Source organism: Alkalihalobacillus sp. AL-G, assembly GCF_030643805.1.
Classification (GTDB): Bacteria; Bacillota; Bacilli; order Bacillales; family Fictibacillaceae; genus Pseudalkalibacillus.
Genome location: NZ_CP094656.1, coordinates 1,718,851 through 1,734,052 on the forward strand (window position 1 = coordinate 1,718,851; position 15,202 = coordinate 1,734,052).

Genomic DNA, 15,202 nt, shown 5'->3' on the forward strand with positions numbered 1-15,202 from the left:
GGACACAGTCCAATTCGGCATATAGGCTAAGGTTGCACCCGGTTGAACCGATTCAGTTGAAAGACTTAACTCAAAGTCCATTTAAGCACGTGCTAACTCGTCCAATGAATTGTCATCATGAGCCCTTCAAAAAAATATTATCTGATTTAACAGGAAAAGGACAAAATATCAACGAAATAATATAGGGAATGAGAAAGGTGAAAAACCACTCATTCCCTATATTTTTATGAATGGTGCGATGACAATGGAGTTTATTCAGATTAATCATAACTGCTATTATTTTAATGGTCCGGTCAATATTGGTTATGTCAATGTAGGTGATCATGGTTTACTCATTGATACTGGAATCGACCAGCAAGCAATGAAAAGAATCATCCGTATGCTCGATGACCGATCTTTACCGATTACTCACCTGTTTATTACCCATGCTCATGCAGACCATTATGGTGGCGCAAATTACCTGCAAAAAAAGAAAAGGATTTATACAATCGCTCCTGCAGTAGAAGAATCAATCCTTCAGAATCCCATTATAGAACCTATTTACTTATCACAAGGAAACCGGCCCTTAATCGATATGCGGAATAAGTTTTTGGAAGGATCGCCTGTGAGGGTAGACCACATTGTCTCGGAGGGAATGATGAAACTCGGTCAATTCGAATTGGATCTAATAGCACTCCCTGGACATAGCATCAACCAGCTAGGTGTAAAGGTTGGTAACATCCTTTATGCTGCAGACAGTTATTTTTCCGAGGAACAGCTAAATAAACACCGTATCCCTTTCATCATTGATGCTAACGCGACTTTAGCTACACTTGAAAAATTGCTTTCGATGGGAGTTGAGGGTAGTATTCCAGGACATGGTGTCTATGAAGTAGAGGTCGATAAAACGATCATTACAAATTATGATCACCACGTATCAATCATCGAAAGTATGTATAGGATCTTATCTAATTATCCTGACGGTTGCAGTTTTGAAACCATAATGAGTGAAATGTGCAGAAAATGGAATGTCCATCTTCCTTCTGTTTCAGTATGGTCACTTTATCGGACTGCTATCTTTTCTTATTTGATAAAAGGAATTGAAGATAAGAAGATTGAAATGACAGTAAAAGACTTCAACCTTTATTTCATTCCGACAGATGAATGAGTGGTGACTAATAATTGTTCTTCTGCAATACGCCACTCAGCATGCAGTACAGCAGATGCATCACCGATATTCTGTTGTTGAAGCTGGTATTTCAACCAATTGACGTCCTTACCGAGCTCGGTCAAGTTATCGTAAACAATCTCTCGATCAATGATGAGTGTTATAGGGAGTGACTGTTGTTTTATAGGTAGGTTAAGGTCTTGTCGATTTACAATATCCATTTGGGATTTCGGTAGTATACTGACTGTTCCGTTTGTTTCCAAGATTGCATACTCAACATCATACAATGAAAAATACCCTTTTTGACGAACCAAGGCTTGAAGCTGATTGATGTCTAACTTACTCTTTTTTAAAGCGGGGTACAATATTTTACCGTTATGTATAACGATAGCAGGCTGACCTTCTAACATTCCACGTACACCCTTTTGTTTCTGAGTCCATATTTCAATCACATAAATCAGAAGTCCCCAAAGTACGATGGCATATAGAATAGAAAAGATGCTGACATTTGTATCATATATGGCATTTCCTAATAGTTCTCCTAATATTAAGGAGGAAATAAAATCAAATGGAGTGATTTGTGAGATTTGTGTTTTGCCAAGAAATCGTGTGACGATGAATAAGCCGATAAAACCGATTATCAACTCTACTGATAACTCTAAAATATCCAAAGTAATTCCTCCATATGTATGAACTAGTGTTAGTTTGTTCTAGAGGGAATTAAATTAAACATGAAACATATGATACGTGAAAGGTTACTACTGTAAGGGAAACTCGTTGATTGCCGGGGTTTTTGTGAAACACAGTCGTAGCCCTCAAGGATATAAGTGCTCTTGCCCTGATTCTTTCTTAACGTGCAAACAAAAAAACTGGAATGACAGTGATCATCCCAGTTTCATATTGAGTTTAAGAAGTCTTATCGCTTCCAAGGTGGAATGTCTCAAATACAGTCCACGATCCGTTATCAAGCTGATATAGAAGTTGGAACCGATCAATCGTTTCCTGATAATCAACATCCGTCATCTTTAATGATTCCAAAACATCACGATGTTCTTCATCGGATAATTTTTGCCCGAGAGTAATATGTGGTACGAAGCTATACGGGCGATCTGTGTATAAGTTCTCCTCATGGAGTTGTTCATGAAGGTGGGTTAACTTTTCATCATCCTTGATTCGGAAGTAAATGACGTTGTTTACTGGATGAAAAGAACCTACCTTGTATACATGAAGGTTAAACGGTTGTACATTATCCGAAATTTCATGGATCCGTCGGGTCAACGCTTTTAATTCGTCTTCATCATTGACTTCAAATGGATCTTTTAAAGTCACATGAGGAGCGATTAAAGCATAATGAGGGTCATAACGTTTACGATATGAGTTGACAGTATCTTGTAGTTTTTTTGATGGAAAAATCGCGATGCCGTATTTCATGGTTTCCCTCCTCATAACCTATAATTCAAAAGTTCTTCAACAAGTCTATTATAGCAAATTTTCTTACTATTTCATACTTTATATTATAATCATGAATTCTAAGTCTGATGTTTAACGTGGAAAAATCCATTTCAAGGCTTTTGGAATATCTGGTTGCCAATAGGTCCAAGTATGATTACCATCGAACTCTTCATAATGATAATTGAAGGGTCGATCGGATAAATGATGATTTAACTTACGGTTTGGTTCAATGAAATTTTCAACTGTCCCATTCGTGGTTTCAACTTCTGTCTCGTTAGTACCCGCAACATGGTAAATCGATAGTAGTGATGGCTCACGGAGGCTCTTAACTTCTTTTAATACATGTTCATTCACGTAAGGAGATTGTAAAATCACCTTACCGAAAGTACGCGGGAAAGAAAGTGCTGTCAATAAAGAAACAGTCGCTCCTAGGGAGTCACCGATTAATCCGCGGGCATTAGCAAGCTCCAATGTCGAAAACTCGGATTCAATATAAGGGACTAGCTCATTTACTAAAAATCGAATGTATTGTTCGTTCTGTTCACCTGAAGGGTGATATTTTTTACGACGGTCTTGTACATTTTTGTATGGTATACCGATAATGATAAACTCTTCAATTTCGCTATTTTCCATAAGATCCTCTGTACTACGGGCAATTTTTCCAAGCTTAAAGTAATCGTCCCCGTCTTGAGCAATCAATACAGAATATCGTAATAGTGGTGAATAGGATGGAGGTAAATACACGAGTAGTTTCATATCCTCCATTAGTTCTTCGCTTGTAAAGATTCTTTCTTCTATAGTACCTTTAAGTTTCATTTAAGATCATCCTCCGGTAATTCTTCCGTGACAAAGATGTATTGTCCAGCTACAGCACCCAGGTGCTCGAGGTTCCACAAACACAAAAAACGTGTTGTGTTCCAGAAGCTAGCGCATTCACTCACAAGCATAAGTGCAACATAGGCAATCACCTTCTCAAAGCTCGGCGCTGGCCTTGTTTTCTTTATCGCACCTAAACAGGGTGCTTCCACTTTTCTTTATCTGAGATTGATTCTAACATAAATGATATAATAAACGTAAGCAAGTGAACGAACTGGCTTCAGAGGAGGAGACGTAAATTGAAGAATCGTATCCATAGTAAAGAAGTTAAAGCAGCAACAATGGAATTACTGAAAGAACGAGGAGTCAGAATAATCGATGTCGCTGAAATCGTCTATGATATGCAGGCTCCATATGCTCCAGGATTGAAAATGCAAGACTGCATTGAAAGTGTTGAAGCTGTATTGGAAAAAAGAGAGATTCAGCATGCACTTTTGGTCGGAATCGAGCTTGATAAGCTTGCGGAGCAAAAGAAGCTATCTGAGCCGCTTCAATCCATCGTTGAGACCGATGAAGGATTATTTGGAATTGACGAGACAATTGCAATGGGTGCAGTTCTCGGATATGGGAGTATCGCTATTACAACATTCGGACATTTAGATAAACAAAAAATCGGCATTATTGAAAGACTCGATACAAAACGTGGATCTGGAGTGCATACCTTCCTCGATGATCTTGTCGCAAGCCTAGCTGCAAACGCCTCTAGCCGGCTTGCCCATCGTATTCGCGATCGAGAAGAAAACCTAAAGGAAGAAGAAATCAGACAGCGGGATGAAGAAGAGAAAATCGGGTGATAAAACACAAAAGGGGCGATTCAAAAGAGTCGCTCCTATTAATAAAACATAGAAATGTATTGACATTTTGATGAAAAATTCGTATAGTAATAATTGTCCTTTTAATTAAGAGATCCGTTAGCTCAGTCGGGAGAGCGCTACCTTGACAGGGTAGAGGTCATTGGTTCGAGCCCAATACGGGTCACCATACATAAAACACACCCCCCCTAATTAAAAATTGAGGGGGTTTTAATATAAAACAAATGATCATACTGTATTTTATTTTCTCATCCTGGTGGAAGGACGGTGTTATTAATGAACTTCACTCCTCTAATACGTTCACAGTCGACAATAAACACATTGTTGTCACTAGTATCAATTAGGGTTACACAACAATCATGTGGGTCAAGACATAAAAAGGTATAGTCTTGATCTTCGAAGAACTCATCATCGCCAAGTGTGATTTGTACGACAGTTCCAATATCAATCATTTTAAACTGTTCGCATACACACCCTTCACATTTTCTTCGATCAGCTTTACAACTCATCGTAGTATACCTCCTAATACTTTTTGATCTTAGTCCATTCAATCTTGGAAAATTTTCACTCCGGCTATTTTAGTGCAATCAACAACTACAATTGTATCCTCTTGGGGTCTTTGAAGAGTTACACAGCAATTTTTATGCTCAAAACACAAAAATGTAAAATCCTCTAATTCAAAAAATTCATCGGTATTATCAATCGCAAATCGAATCGTGGTGCCGACATCTAACCCACTTAACAATTTACAAATACAGCTATTGCAATCATCGAAACAATTACCCATTACTACCCTCCTTACAAGGAATCAAATTCATTTCAGTTTAACCGTTTACTGTAGTGGCGTTAACAATTTCGACAACAACCAGTTCTTCACAGTTTACGATGAAAGCATTATCGTCACTGAGATCAATCAATGTAACACAACAAGATTTCTTATTAAAGCATACGAATTGATATAATTGGTCTTCTTCAAAAAAATCCTCCAAGAAGGCAATCCTTACAACGGTTCCTACATCCAATTTTTTGAATAAATCACATAGGCACCCTTTACATTTATGATCTCTTTTTTCATGGATTACTTCTTTATCAGCATTAAAAAGATCTTTCCTACCCAACCTGAGTCCCTCCTATACCTTTGTAGATTCAAGACATATTACACTATATGATACTTGTTCTTATTCTGTATAGATAAGCACCTACTGGTAAAGAACAAGCCAACTCTCTTAATTAAACCAACGATACAAAATGAAAATTATTTTATGGTAGGCACAATTATCAGGATAGGGCAAGGTAGTGGAATGTTTATTATAAGGCTGAGGGAGGAAATGGATGAGCTATTTGGAAATGACTCAGGGTGCCAACATTCATCCAATGTTAGTAGTAAAAGATGCATTCTGACTAATTTGCCGAATTAAAGGTAGCAACTCCTATTTTTGTAAGAACTAAAGCAGTGGGTCTTAAGTCTTCAATAAAAGGAAGTTTTTTGTGTTTTGATTCAAAAAAACATGCTGCGCTTTGTTTTCGGAAGAGGTTTTCGGTGAGGAAGTAACCACGATTATCGATGTAAGCAGATAGTTTTTACTGTCGATTGCCAATGAACAGTTTTTAACGAACTTCTCGGATGCAATGACGGAACTAAGAACGGTAGCACATACTTTACAAGGGCAACAGTTAAGGTTTCGGAGGCTATTTACGAAAAAAGTGATGATGTACACCCTGCAATTAACTGTCAGATGTGTAATGATGCTACTTTGACCAAAAAGAACCTGAGTGGAGACGCTTTTCCCCACATTCAGGTTATTCTCATTTAAAATTAACATCGACCGCAAAATGGGAGTCGACCTTCTTGACGACTATCAAAGTTAATTAATTTGGTAAGTATTAATGATAAGTGCAAACGTTTGTTTCAAGACTCGAAATATATTAGGATAGAATTTCACGAAATCTTCTGATAATTCACACGGTTGTTCCTGCTTTGTTGTAGATGGATGAGTTGATCCAACTCCTGGCTGCATTTAAGTGTTTGTTTTGAAGACATTCCGTAAATTTTCGCAGTTTCAAACATTTGATACCGTTTCCTTTCAATCGCCTGTAAAAGCATGTATCCTACCTCCGTGTATGATTAAATTCAACCTTGTACATTATCTTACAAAAGCAAGTCCGTGAAAACCATTTCGATTAAACTTCCTAGATTTCGACAGAAAAAGAAAAAATTTTCGTAAGTTCGAGTTGCTCATTGCTAGGAATGCTTTTTATAAAAAGTAGAAGCGGGTTGTGATACAAACAAGTCGATGGTTGTTATAATGGGATGGTGGTAAATCAATTAATTGGAAGTGAAAGAGGATGACGAAAGAGGAAATCATTACAAGAATTAAGGAACGGGAGACGAATCGTCCTCTCGTTTTGGCAGCTGTCATTTTAGCAATGTTTATGGCTGCAATTGAGGGAACCATCGTATCCACAGCTATGCCGAGTATTGTAGCAGATTTAGGCGGCTTTAAACTTTACAGCTGGGTGTTTTCAGCTTACTTACTTATGCAAGCCGTCACGATTTTAATTTATGGAAAACTCTCGGATCTTTTCGGGCGTAAACCAGTGTTTACGTTTGGAATCAGCATGTTTATGATTGGTTCCTTCCTATGCGGTACCGCGGAATCTATGCAGATGTTAATTGTATTCCGGTTGCTCCAAGGTCTCGGTGCTGGGGCTGTCATGCCGATAGCGACCACTATTGTTGGCGATATGTATACGATGGAGGAACGTGCGAAAATCCAAGGATACTTGGCTAGTGTTTGGGGCATTTCTGCAGTTATTGGTCCGGCATTAGGTGGATTCATTGTTCTGTACTGGGATTGGTCTTGGGTATTTTGGTTGAACCTGCCGCTGGGCATCTTAGCAATCGCAGGTACTCATTTGTTTTTACATGAAGATATTGAAAAGAAAAAACATGAAATTGATTACATAGGGGCACTTTTAATTTTTGTTGCAGTAAGTAGTTTAATGGTTGCGCTGATACAGGGTGGTGTCGCACTACAGTGGGATTCCTGGCAAATCATTTTCCTTCTTTCATTATGCGGGATAAGCTTCATTCTATTCATTTGGCAAGAACGGCGTGCGGCTGAGCCGACGATGCCCCTGCACATTTGGAAGGATAGATTGATAACCCTTGCAAATTTAGCTTCCTTAACTACTGGTGCCATCCTTTTTGGAATTTCATCGTTTTTACCGGCGTATGTACAGGGAGTTATGGAAGAATCGCCGCTTGTGGCTGGTTTCACGTTAACGACGATGTCGATAGGATGGCCGATTGCATCAACCCTTGCTGGCAGGCTGATTATTAAGCTAGGATTTCGGACAGTAGCGTTAGGCGGTGGGGTAGCACTCATTCTTGGTTCTCTCTTTTTTGTAATGTTAGATCCATCTAAGGGACCAATTTGGGCGGCAGTCGGTTCATTCGTCATCGGTGTAGGGATGGGACTTTCGACGACAACATTCATTGTATCCATTCAGTCCTCCGTTGATTGGAAAACTAGAGGGGTGGCGACCGCCTCGAACATGTTTATGCGGATATTAGGGAGTGCTATTGGAGCAACCTTGCTTGGCGGGATCTTGAACAACAAACTACATTCGTATTTGCAAAAGCATGGGCAAGGTGTCGATGAATCGTTATCAATCGATGCAGCAAATATCTTGCTGGATGAAACTCAGAGAGAGCAATTAGATTCTGAGACCCTTTCTGTTTTACAGGATGGACTGACGTATTCGCTCGAAAGTGTGTATTTTGGGGTTTGTATATTGGCAGTTGTAAGCTTTTTGTTGATCGCTTTTTTACCGAAAAAAGAGGAAAAGGGAGATCAAGATTCAGAAAAGCAAATCTAGTGAGCTCTGATGGTCATTCCTGATCGTCCATACTAAAATTGTTACAGAACTATCATAATTGCTTTAATTCCAGTAACCAGCCCAAATTTTAAAGAGACTTTTATTTAATTCCATTCCTTTACTCTGTAATTCTTGTATCGTACTGTTATATTGAATACCTTCAAGTAATATGACTCCATCGATCGTATTACTCATGAAGAGGCGATAAATTTCGTTCGCGGTGTCAGGTTCAATACAATGTATATATCGGTGTACTTTCATGTGGGTTATTAGACACACTTGTTTGAACTCGTTGCATGCTTCCTTATTTCCGAGTACGATATAAAGCGGTTCATGTTGGAATCCCCGAAATTCCTGTGACGTTTTTTTGATATATGTTGTAGCGACGACCCAATCTTCATTGTAGGATTGGGTTACACGGCTTAATGACTCTGAATGGATCCTGTATTGATACAACACTTTGCTGATTTTATGAATAGACCCGACCTCAAACATTTTCATCCATAAATCGTAATCATGACAAATTTTATAATCAGGATCATAGCCTCCGACTTTGTCGTAAACATCCTTAGAATAAAGTACAGAGCCGTGGCATAAAGGGTTGACGTAGAACCTGTACTTTTTTAAATGATCACTTGATACAAGGAAGTTACCGAGTTCTTCGGTTCTTAAACGTCGTTTCGATATTGGCGTTTTTCCGCCTATACATTGCTTCAAGGTCCCTACAGCTGCAATTTCAGGGTATTTCTGAACATAATATGCTTGTTCTTCTAATCTTGTTGGAAGACTGATGTCATCTGCATCTTGTGTGGTGATCCAGTGACCTTTCGTCGTTTCGATCGCGATATTCAATGCGGCTGCAGCACCTTGATTTTCGTTAAGATGAATCGTGCGGACTCTTGGATCTTGTATGGCTTCTAAAATTCGACTCGTTTTATCAGTAGATCCATCGTTTACAATGACGAATTCAAAGCTCCGGTAAGTTTGTTGTAATATGCTGTCAATCGCTTCCTGTAAATAAAGTTCTCCGTTATATACAGGCATGACGACGGATATGAGCATTCCGGTTTCCCCCGTTTCATCCTTTGCATAGTTACACTATATGTTTTTCAACTGTTTATAAAAACCATAAAAGTATAATATGGAGGATTTACCTATCCAGCTCCAAAAACTCAATCCGGTTAGTAAACGGATCAAAGAACGAGAACCGATTCATTCCAGGGATTTGAATCTCATTTTTTATTTTCACTGAATGCCTTTTCAAATACTTCTTGATCTGATCGATGTTCTCCACTTCAAAAGCTGGATGCCTTTTACTGTGTTCGGTAAACGGCTCAGTACCAATATGGAGCTCGATATCCCCGACCCTATACCATAATCCCCCGTTCGCTTTAAGTGCCTCAGGTTTATCAATTTCCTTAAAACCGAGAATCCCCGTGTAGAACCGACGTGCTTCATCTTCCTTACCAGTCGGAATACAAACTTGCACGTGATGCAGACGTGTAACGGTGATTTTCATAGTCATACACTTCCTTTCACAACTTGGTAAACTAATTGGATCAATAAAAGCACGGTGATAATGCGAAGTAAAATTTTCACTGCTGTTTTTGAAAATTTCCCTGCGAGTCGGACAGCAATTTGTGAACCGAGTATTGAACCGATTGCGAGTGGTATCGCCACATCCCACCGTATGAGGTCTGCGAAAAAATAAGTAATAAATGCACCGAGACAGCTTAGAAAGGTGTTGAATCTCGTATAAGCGATGGTGCGTAAGTAGCCGATTCCTTGATAGAAAAAGAGGTACATTTGGAACGTAGCCTGCCCCGGACCGAACATACCGTCATAGGTTCCGATCCCAAACAAGGAAGGATATGTCCAATAGGAAACTTCAGAAGTCCTACTTGATTGTTCAACAGGCTTTCCGATAAATGAAACAAGAAAAGCGACAATCAATAAACTGATCCCAATGATCATCATGACATTTTCGGAAAGGGAGGATGCAATCAATCCGCCAGCTATTCCACCGACAAAACTGAACGGTGCAATTTTTAGCGCAGACTTAAGATCGACTTCCTTTTTTCGCAAAAGCACAAAAAAGCTCGAAAACGAACTGAGTGTATTCGAAAATTTATTGGAAGCGATTGCTGAGTGAATGGGTACACCGATTAGAAGCATTGCTGGTAAATTTATTAGTCCACCACTTCCGGCAAGCGTCCCGATAAAGGTTGCAATGAATCCAATTATGAATAAGGATATTTCCATTCCGTTAACCTTCTTCCATAGAACAGATGTTGAATCGATTCCATTTTTATCATACGTCAATAATTGCTATAATAAAATTAAATAAAATGAATGCGTTTTAATAAGAATTACTTATCATAGAGGTGTGTAGGGTGCAAATTACAGAGCTACAAGTATTAAACGTGCTAGCGGAAGAACTGAATATGCGAAAAGCGTCTGAAAGATTGTTCGTATCTCAGCCCGCTCTTAGTCAACGTCTCCAATCAATCGAACAGAGGTGGGGCGCAAAGCTGTTCATCCGTTCCCAAAAAGGACTAACCCTGACTCCAGCTGGTGAGAAAATCATTGATTTTGTAAAAAACACACTAGAAACAGAAGAATCAGTACGTGATGAGGTTCTTTCCCTAGGAGATGAAGTGCATGGGACACTAAAGCTTGCTGTTGCATCGATTATCGGGCAATACTGGATGCCGAAAGTGTTGAAAAAATACGTGGAACGTTTCCCAAATGTGAAAATTTCACTCGTTACAGGGTGGAGCAGCGAAGTTCAAAGGCAATTATACGATGAGAATTTTCACGTTGGTATTATCCGTGGTAACCCGGACTGGAAAGGACCGAAAGAACATTTGATTTCAGACAGCCTGTACCTGGTTGATACGACAATCAAATCACTCGATGATCTACAATATACATCTAGACCGTTTATCCAATTCAAAAGTCATTCTACTTATTATCAGGAGATTCAAGATTGGTGGATTCAAAAATTCAAAGCACCACCGAAACGGACGATTGTCGTCGATCAAATTGAAACGTGCAAGCAGATGGCATTGAACGGAATTGGCTACGCAATATTACCTTCTATCAGCCTGACGAAAAAAGATAGGAGCTTATATACAATTCCGATTTTAAATGAAAAAGAAGTGCCTTTAAGCAGGGATACATGGATAATCAGCAGTGAAGCTTCACAACAGTTGAAGCAAGTCGATGCTTTTTTAAGTTTGATAAAGAGTATGAAGAAAGCAACTTAATCAGAAATGTGTGGTATTAACCAAGCACTAACACTTAACAACAGACCTGAAATAGGATAAAATTAACGGGATTGCATTGATTAATAAAGGAGGAGCTAGACATATGAAAATGATGGATGCAAACGAGATCATCTCGTTTATTCAAAATAGCGAAAAATCAACACCAGTAAAAGTACATATTAAAGGTGAACTGGAAGGAATTGATTTCGGTGCAAACACTAAATCATTCATTACAGAGAATACAGGTGTATTGTTCGGTGAATGGAAAGATATAAAAGTAGCGATTCAAGCTAATGAAGCACAAATAGAGGATTACGTAGTTGAAAATGATCGTCGTAATTCTGCTATACCACTTCTTGATTTAAAAGGTGTTCAAGCACGAATCGAACCCGGTGCCGTTATTCGTGATCAGGTTGAAATCGGTAATAACGCTATTATTATGATGGGGGCGATGATCAATATCGGATCTGTCGTCGGCGAAGGAACGATGATCGACATGAACGTTGTCTTAGGTGGCCGTGCAACAGTCGGTAAGAACTGTCATATCGGGGCAGGAGCGGTGCTCGCGGGTGTAATCGAGCCACCATCTGCAATGCCAGTCGTTGTAGAAGATGATGTAGTTGTTGGAGCAAATGCTGTGATCCTTGAAGGTGTAAACGTTGGGAAAGGGTCTGTAGTTGCAGCAGGTGCTGTCGTTACTGAAGATGTACCTCCTCTCTCAGTAGTTGCGGGAACTCCTGCACGAGTGATCAAGCAGATTGATGAAAGAACGAAGGGGAAGACGGAGATTAAGCAAGAGCTTCGTCAGTTAAAAGAAGATTAAGGCTAAAAAGAAGATTTGCTTAATGGCAAATCTTCTTTTTAAAAATTGGATGTGTGCACTTATTCGTGCCCTCAAGCTGCATTTTGTGCACGAAAAGGGAACGAATGGCACACTTTTTAAATCCATATAAGGGGGAGAGCTTTGATGATGACTCTCGATGAGTTAGTACAAATCAGACGCAAATTACATCAGATACCTGAGCCCGGTTTTCAAGAGGTGAGAACCCAGCAATTTTTAATCGACTATATCCATTCGTTGCCTCAAGACCATTTAGAAGTCACGAAATGGGAAACGGGCTTGATTGTGAAAGTGTCTGGAATGCAACCGGAAAAAACAATTGGTTACCGTGCAGATATGGATGGTTTGCCGATTAAAGAAGAAACAAGCTATGACTTCAGATCGGAACACCAGGGTATGATGCACGCGTGCGGTCACGATATGCACATGACTATTGCACTCGGTGTGTTAACGAATTTTGCATCAAACCGTCCGAAAGAGAATTTGCTATTCGTTTTCCAGCCGGCAGAAGAAGGACCAGGGGGAGCATTCCCTTTGATGAATAGTAAGGAATTCAGACATCATAATCCTGATATGATGATTGCATTGCATATTGCACCACAATATCCAGTAGGAACGATTGCAATGAAAGAGGGGCTTCTGTTTGCAAATACGTCGGAATTGTTCATCGACTTGAAGGGAAAAGGTGGACATGCTGCGTTCCCACACGAGGCGAATGATATGGTCGTTGCTGCGAGTCACGTTGTCACTCAATTGCAATCTATTGTTTCCAGGAATGTTGACCCCCTTGATTCGGCGGTAGTCACAATCGGTAAAATCGAAGGCGGAACAAAGCAAAATATCATCGCGGAACGTTCGAGACTTGAGGGGACAATTCGAACGTTGACACCTGAATCGATGGTACGCATCAAGGAACGAATCGAATCGCTCGTAAAAGGAATCGAGGCGGGATTTGAATGCAAAGCAACAATTGATTACGGTGCAAACTACTTCCAAGTAAATAATGATCCGGAATTAGCGAGTGAATTTACCTCATTCGTTCAAAAGCATTTACCTGACTATTCGCTTGTGTCGTGTGACAAAGCAATGACTGGAGAAGATTTCGGATATTTTCTTATGGAGTATCCAGGATTTATGTTTTGGCTTGGAGTTGATACACCTTATGGATTGCATCACTCAAAGCTTGAGCCGAATGAAGATGCCCTTCAGGTAGCCACTCACACATTAATTGAATATTTGAATTATAAAGCAAATTAAGGGATGATCCATTAAGGTATACGGGTCGCCCCTTTTTTCATGTTAAAGAATAACTCAATTCTGATGAGGTTAAATTAAAACTATCTCAAGGAGGTGGAAGAGCGTGCCAAGAATCGGAATTGAACAATCGTTGACGGATGTACAGGAAGCTCTACAGAGCAAAGGGTATGATGTGAAACAATTACAGCAGGAACAGGATGCAAATGACTGTGACTGTTGTGTGATTACTGGGCAAGACCAAAATGTGATGGGAGTTCAAAATGTCGCCACACAGGGATCGGTCATCAATGCCCATGGTTTATCTGCAGAGGAGATATGTCAAAAGGTGGACGAACGATTTCAACATTAAAAGGTGCTTTTGTAATTAATTGATAGATAGTGGATAGGGGTAATAATAGGGACGACTGATGAGGTCGCCCTATTTTTCTACCCAATTTCCGTTTTGATTTTTTTCGTATTTTTCTTTAACAGCGTTCCAGGCAACCTTGTGTGCCGTTTTTTCCTGATCGTATTGTTTGCTGGCAGAATTATAAGCTTCCTTATAAATTTCCTGACCGTGTTTCGGTAGATTATCTTGTACTTGATCTGGCAGGTCGTTTAGTGAATGATATGGCATAAAAAGTACCCTCCTTTTGCTAAGAAGGGTACCCGTTGTATTCAACCAATAAACTCATCAGGAACAACCATATTATGCTTCTTTTTTCTCTACGTTTACTTGATGAGGGTAAGGGATTTCGATTCCATTTTCATCAAATGCTTCTTTGATCCCTTTTCTTAGTTCCCGTTCAACTCCCCATTGCATATCGTTATTTGTTTTTGCAATGACACGGAGGACAACATCCGAAGCACCAAGAGCTTGTACACCTAAAACATTAGGTCCGTCCACGATATTTTCGTTCGTTTCAGCAATACGATCACAAACATTTTGGATGACACCGATCGCGTTATCAATATTATCGTCATATGAAATTCCAATATCAACAAGTGCACGCATATTCCCACGAGTATGATTACTGATTGCAGTGATTTCACGATTCGGAACATAATGAAGAGTTCCGTCAAACCCACGAATATGTGTCGTTCTAAGCCCAGTGTCCTCGACAATCCCATCAAACCCGGCTGCTGATACATAATCACCTACATCAAGCTGTTTTTCAAGAAGAATGAAGAAACCTGTGACAACATCGCTTACGAGACCTTGTGCACCGAAACCGATTGCTAGTCCAACGATACCTGCTCCGGCAAGGAGTCCAGCAACACTTAGGTTGAAAATACCCATAATAACCGCTACTAATACAAAAATTAATACATAGGAAAAAACGCTTTTGGTTAAACTTCTTAATGTTTGTGTTCTTCCCGGGGACATGTGATTGCGTTTTTGTTCTTTATCAAAGGCGGAATTTATAATTCGCCCGCCGACAGCTCGCACGATTACAAAGGCAATGAGAATTAAGATTAATTTGATTGAAATAATACCGATGTCCTTTAAAATCTCTGCCCAATCAATATGTTCGAGTAATTGTTCCATAAATCCAGCTCCTTGCACATTTGATTAGTTCCACTATACCTAATACAGATGAATAGGCGCAATCAATGTCTATCTTTTGAGAAAAAGAGTTGAGCCAGCTAAAATAGTAAAAGGGCAAATTAAAGCAGTGTAACTTCG

At 39.5% G+C, this 15,202-nt stretch carries 19 protein-coding genes and 1 tRNA gene; 8 read left to right on the forward strand and 12 right to left on the reverse strand.

Going from position 1 to position 15,202, the window contains the following annotated elements:
* The first annotated feature begins 244 nt into the window (after positions 1 to 244).
* Positions 245 to 1,147, forward strand: a complete 903-nt coding sequence (locus MOJ78_RS08855) for an MBL fold metallo-hydrolase (RefSeq protein WP_304980824.1) — start codon at positions 245 to 247, stop codon at positions 1,145 to 1,147.
* On the opposite strand, the gene MOJ78_RS08860 is transcribed toward MOJ78_RS08855, so the two are convergent.
* The 3 genes from MOJ78_RS08860 to MOJ78_RS08870 form a co-directional block, all read right to left on the reverse strand.
* Positions 1,123 to 1,818, reverse strand: a complete 696-nt coding sequence (locus tag MOJ78_RS08860) for a DUF421 domain-containing protein (protein ID WP_304980825.1) — start codon at positions 1,816 to 1,818, stop codon at positions 1,123 to 1,125. The two genes, MOJ78_RS08855 and MOJ78_RS08860, sit on opposite strands and share 25 nt — an antisense overlap.
* A 235-nt stretch (positions 1,819 to 2,053) precedes the next feature.
* On the reverse strand, positions 2,054 to 2,578 hold the full coding sequence (locus MOJ78_RS08865; protein WP_304980826.1) for a YjcG family protein: 525 nt from the start codon (positions 2,576 to 2,578) through the stop codon (positions 2,054 to 2,056).
* Between the two features lie 111 nt (positions 2,579 to 2,689).
* Positions 2,690 to 3,415, reverse strand: coding sequence for an alpha/beta hydrolase (locus MOJ78_RS08870; protein ID WP_304980827.1), 726 nt, complete (start codon positions 3,413 to 3,415; stop codon positions 2,690 to 2,692).
* 341 nt (positions 3,416 to 3,756) lie between these two features.
* On the opposite strand from MOJ78_RS08870, the gene MOJ78_RS08875 reads away from it, so the two are divergent.
* Together MOJ78_RS08875 and MOJ78_RS08880 are read left to right on the forward strand one after the other, a co-directional pair.
* Positions 3,757 to 4,269 carry a phosphatidylglycerophosphatase A family protein gene (locus tag MOJ78_RS08875; protein WP_304981215.1) on the forward strand — a complete coding sequence of 171 codons (513 nt, stop codon included), beginning with the start codon at positions 3,757 to 3,759 and terminating at the stop codon, positions 4,267 to 4,269.
* Positions 4,270 to 4,380: 111 nt separating this feature from the next.
* Positions 4,381 to 4,456: transfer RNA gene (locus tag MOJ78_RS08880), tRNA-Val, on the forward strand.
* A gap of 79 nt (positions 4,457 to 4,535) precedes the next feature.
* Here MOJ78_RS08880 and MOJ78_RS08885 read toward each other — a convergent pair.
* From MOJ78_RS08885 to MOJ78_RS08900, 4 genes are all read right to left on the reverse strand, one after another.
* On the reverse strand, positions 4,536 to 4,796 hold the full coding sequence (locus tag MOJ78_RS08885; protein ID WP_304980828.1) for a hypothetical protein: 261 nt from the start codon (positions 4,794 to 4,796) through the stop codon (positions 4,536 to 4,538).
* 38 nt (positions 4,797 to 4,834) lie between these two features.
* Positions 4,835 to 5,074: a hypothetical protein gene (locus tag MOJ78_RS08890; protein WP_304980829.1), complete on the reverse strand. Its 240-nt coding sequence runs from the start codon at positions 5,072 to 5,074 to the stop codon at positions 4,835 to 4,837.
* A gap of 37 nt (positions 5,075 to 5,111) precedes the next feature.
* A complete protein-coding gene (locus tag MOJ78_RS08895; protein WP_304980830.1) occupies positions 5,112 to 5,405 on the reverse strand; it encodes a hypothetical protein in 294 nt (97 codons plus the stop codon).
* A gap of 821 nt (positions 5,406 to 6,226) precedes the next feature.
* A complete protein-coding gene (locus MOJ78_RS08900) occupies positions 6,227 to 6,391 on the reverse strand; it encodes an aspartyl-phosphate phosphatase Spo0E family protein (RefSeq protein ID WP_304980831.1) in 165 nt (54 codons plus the stop codon).
* A 242-nt stretch (positions 6,392 to 6,633) separates the two neighbouring features.
* Between MOJ78_RS08900 and MOJ78_RS08905 the strand changes: the two genes are divergently transcribed.
* The gene (locus MOJ78_RS08905) at positions 6,634 to 8,169 is read left to right on the forward strand and encodes an MDR family MFS transporter (protein WP_304980832.1); all 1,536 of its coding nucleotides are present in this window, start codon (positions 6,634 to 6,636) and stop codon (positions 8,167 to 8,169) included.
* Between the two features lie 63 nt (positions 8,170 to 8,232).
* Here the strand turns inward: MOJ78_RS08905 and MOJ78_RS08910 are convergent, their stop codons facing one another.
* The 3 genes from MOJ78_RS08910 to MOJ78_RS08920 all read right to left on the reverse strand — a co-directional run bounded on the left by MOJ78_RS08910 (position 8,233) and on the right by MOJ78_RS08920 (position 10,431).
* Entirely contained in the window at positions 8,233 to 9,231 is a 999-nt protein-coding gene (locus tag MOJ78_RS08910) for a glycosyltransferase family 2 protein (RefSeq protein ID WP_304980833.1), read from the reverse strand.
* An 88-nt stretch (positions 9,232 to 9,319) separates the two neighbouring features.
* On the reverse strand, positions 9,320 to 9,688 hold the full coding sequence (locus MOJ78_RS08915) for a VOC family protein (protein ID WP_304980834.1): 369 nt from the start codon (positions 9,686 to 9,688) through the stop codon (positions 9,320 to 9,322).
* A 2-nt stretch (positions 9,689 to 9,690) separates the two neighbouring features.
* Positions 9,691 to 10,431, reverse strand: coding sequence for a sulfite exporter TauE/SafE family protein (locus MOJ78_RS08920; protein ID WP_304980835.1), 741 nt, complete (start codon positions 10,429 to 10,431; stop codon positions 9,691 to 9,693).
* Positions 10,432 to 10,562: 131 nt separating this feature from the next.
* Here MOJ78_RS08920 and MOJ78_RS08925 point away from each other — a divergent pair, with 131 nt between their 5' ends.
* The 4 genes from MOJ78_RS08925 to MOJ78_RS08940 all read left to right on the forward strand — a co-directional run bounded on the left by MOJ78_RS08925 (position 10,563) and on the right by MOJ78_RS08940 (position 13,885).
* Positions 10,563 to 11,438 carry a transcriptional regulator CcpC gene (locus MOJ78_RS08925; protein ID WP_304980836.1) on the forward strand — a complete coding sequence of 292 codons (876 nt, stop codon included), beginning with the start codon at positions 10,563 to 10,565 and terminating at the stop codon, positions 11,436 to 11,438.
* A 103-nt stretch (positions 11,439 to 11,541) separates the two neighbouring features.
* On the forward strand, positions 11,542 to 12,261 hold the full coding sequence (gene dapD / locus MOJ78_RS08930; protein WP_304980837.1) for a 2,3,4,5-tetrahydropyridine-2,6-dicarboxylate N-acetyltransferase: 720 nt from the start codon (positions 11,542 to 11,544) through the stop codon (positions 12,259 to 12,261).
* Between the two features lie 147 nt (positions 12,262 to 12,408).
* Positions 12,409 to 13,536, forward strand: coding sequence for an N-acetyldiaminopimelate deacetylase (locus MOJ78_RS08935; protein WP_304981216.1), 1,128 nt, complete (start codon positions 12,409 to 12,411; stop codon positions 13,534 to 13,536).
* Positions 13,537 to 13,639: 103 nt separating this feature from the next.
* Positions 13,640 to 13,885: a YkuS family protein gene (locus MOJ78_RS08940; RefSeq protein ID WP_304980838.1), complete on the forward strand. Its 246-nt coding sequence runs from the start codon at positions 13,640 to 13,642 to the stop codon at positions 13,883 to 13,885.
* Positions 13,886 to 13,954: 69 nt separating this feature from the next.
* On the opposite strand, the gene MOJ78_RS08945 is transcribed toward MOJ78_RS08940, so the two are convergent.
* Positions 13,955 to 14,152 carry a ChaB family protein gene (locus MOJ78_RS08945; protein WP_304980839.1) on the reverse strand — a complete coding sequence of 66 codons (198 nt, stop codon included), beginning with the start codon at positions 14,150 to 14,152 and terminating at the stop codon, positions 13,955 to 13,957.
* Between the two features lie 72 nt (positions 14,153 to 14,224).
* Positions 14,225 to 15,064, reverse strand: coding sequence for a mechanosensitive ion channel family protein (locus MOJ78_RS08950; RefSeq protein WP_304980840.1), 840 nt, complete (start codon positions 15,062 to 15,064; stop codon positions 14,225 to 14,227).
* Positions 15,065 to 15,202: the final 138 nt, after the last annotated feature.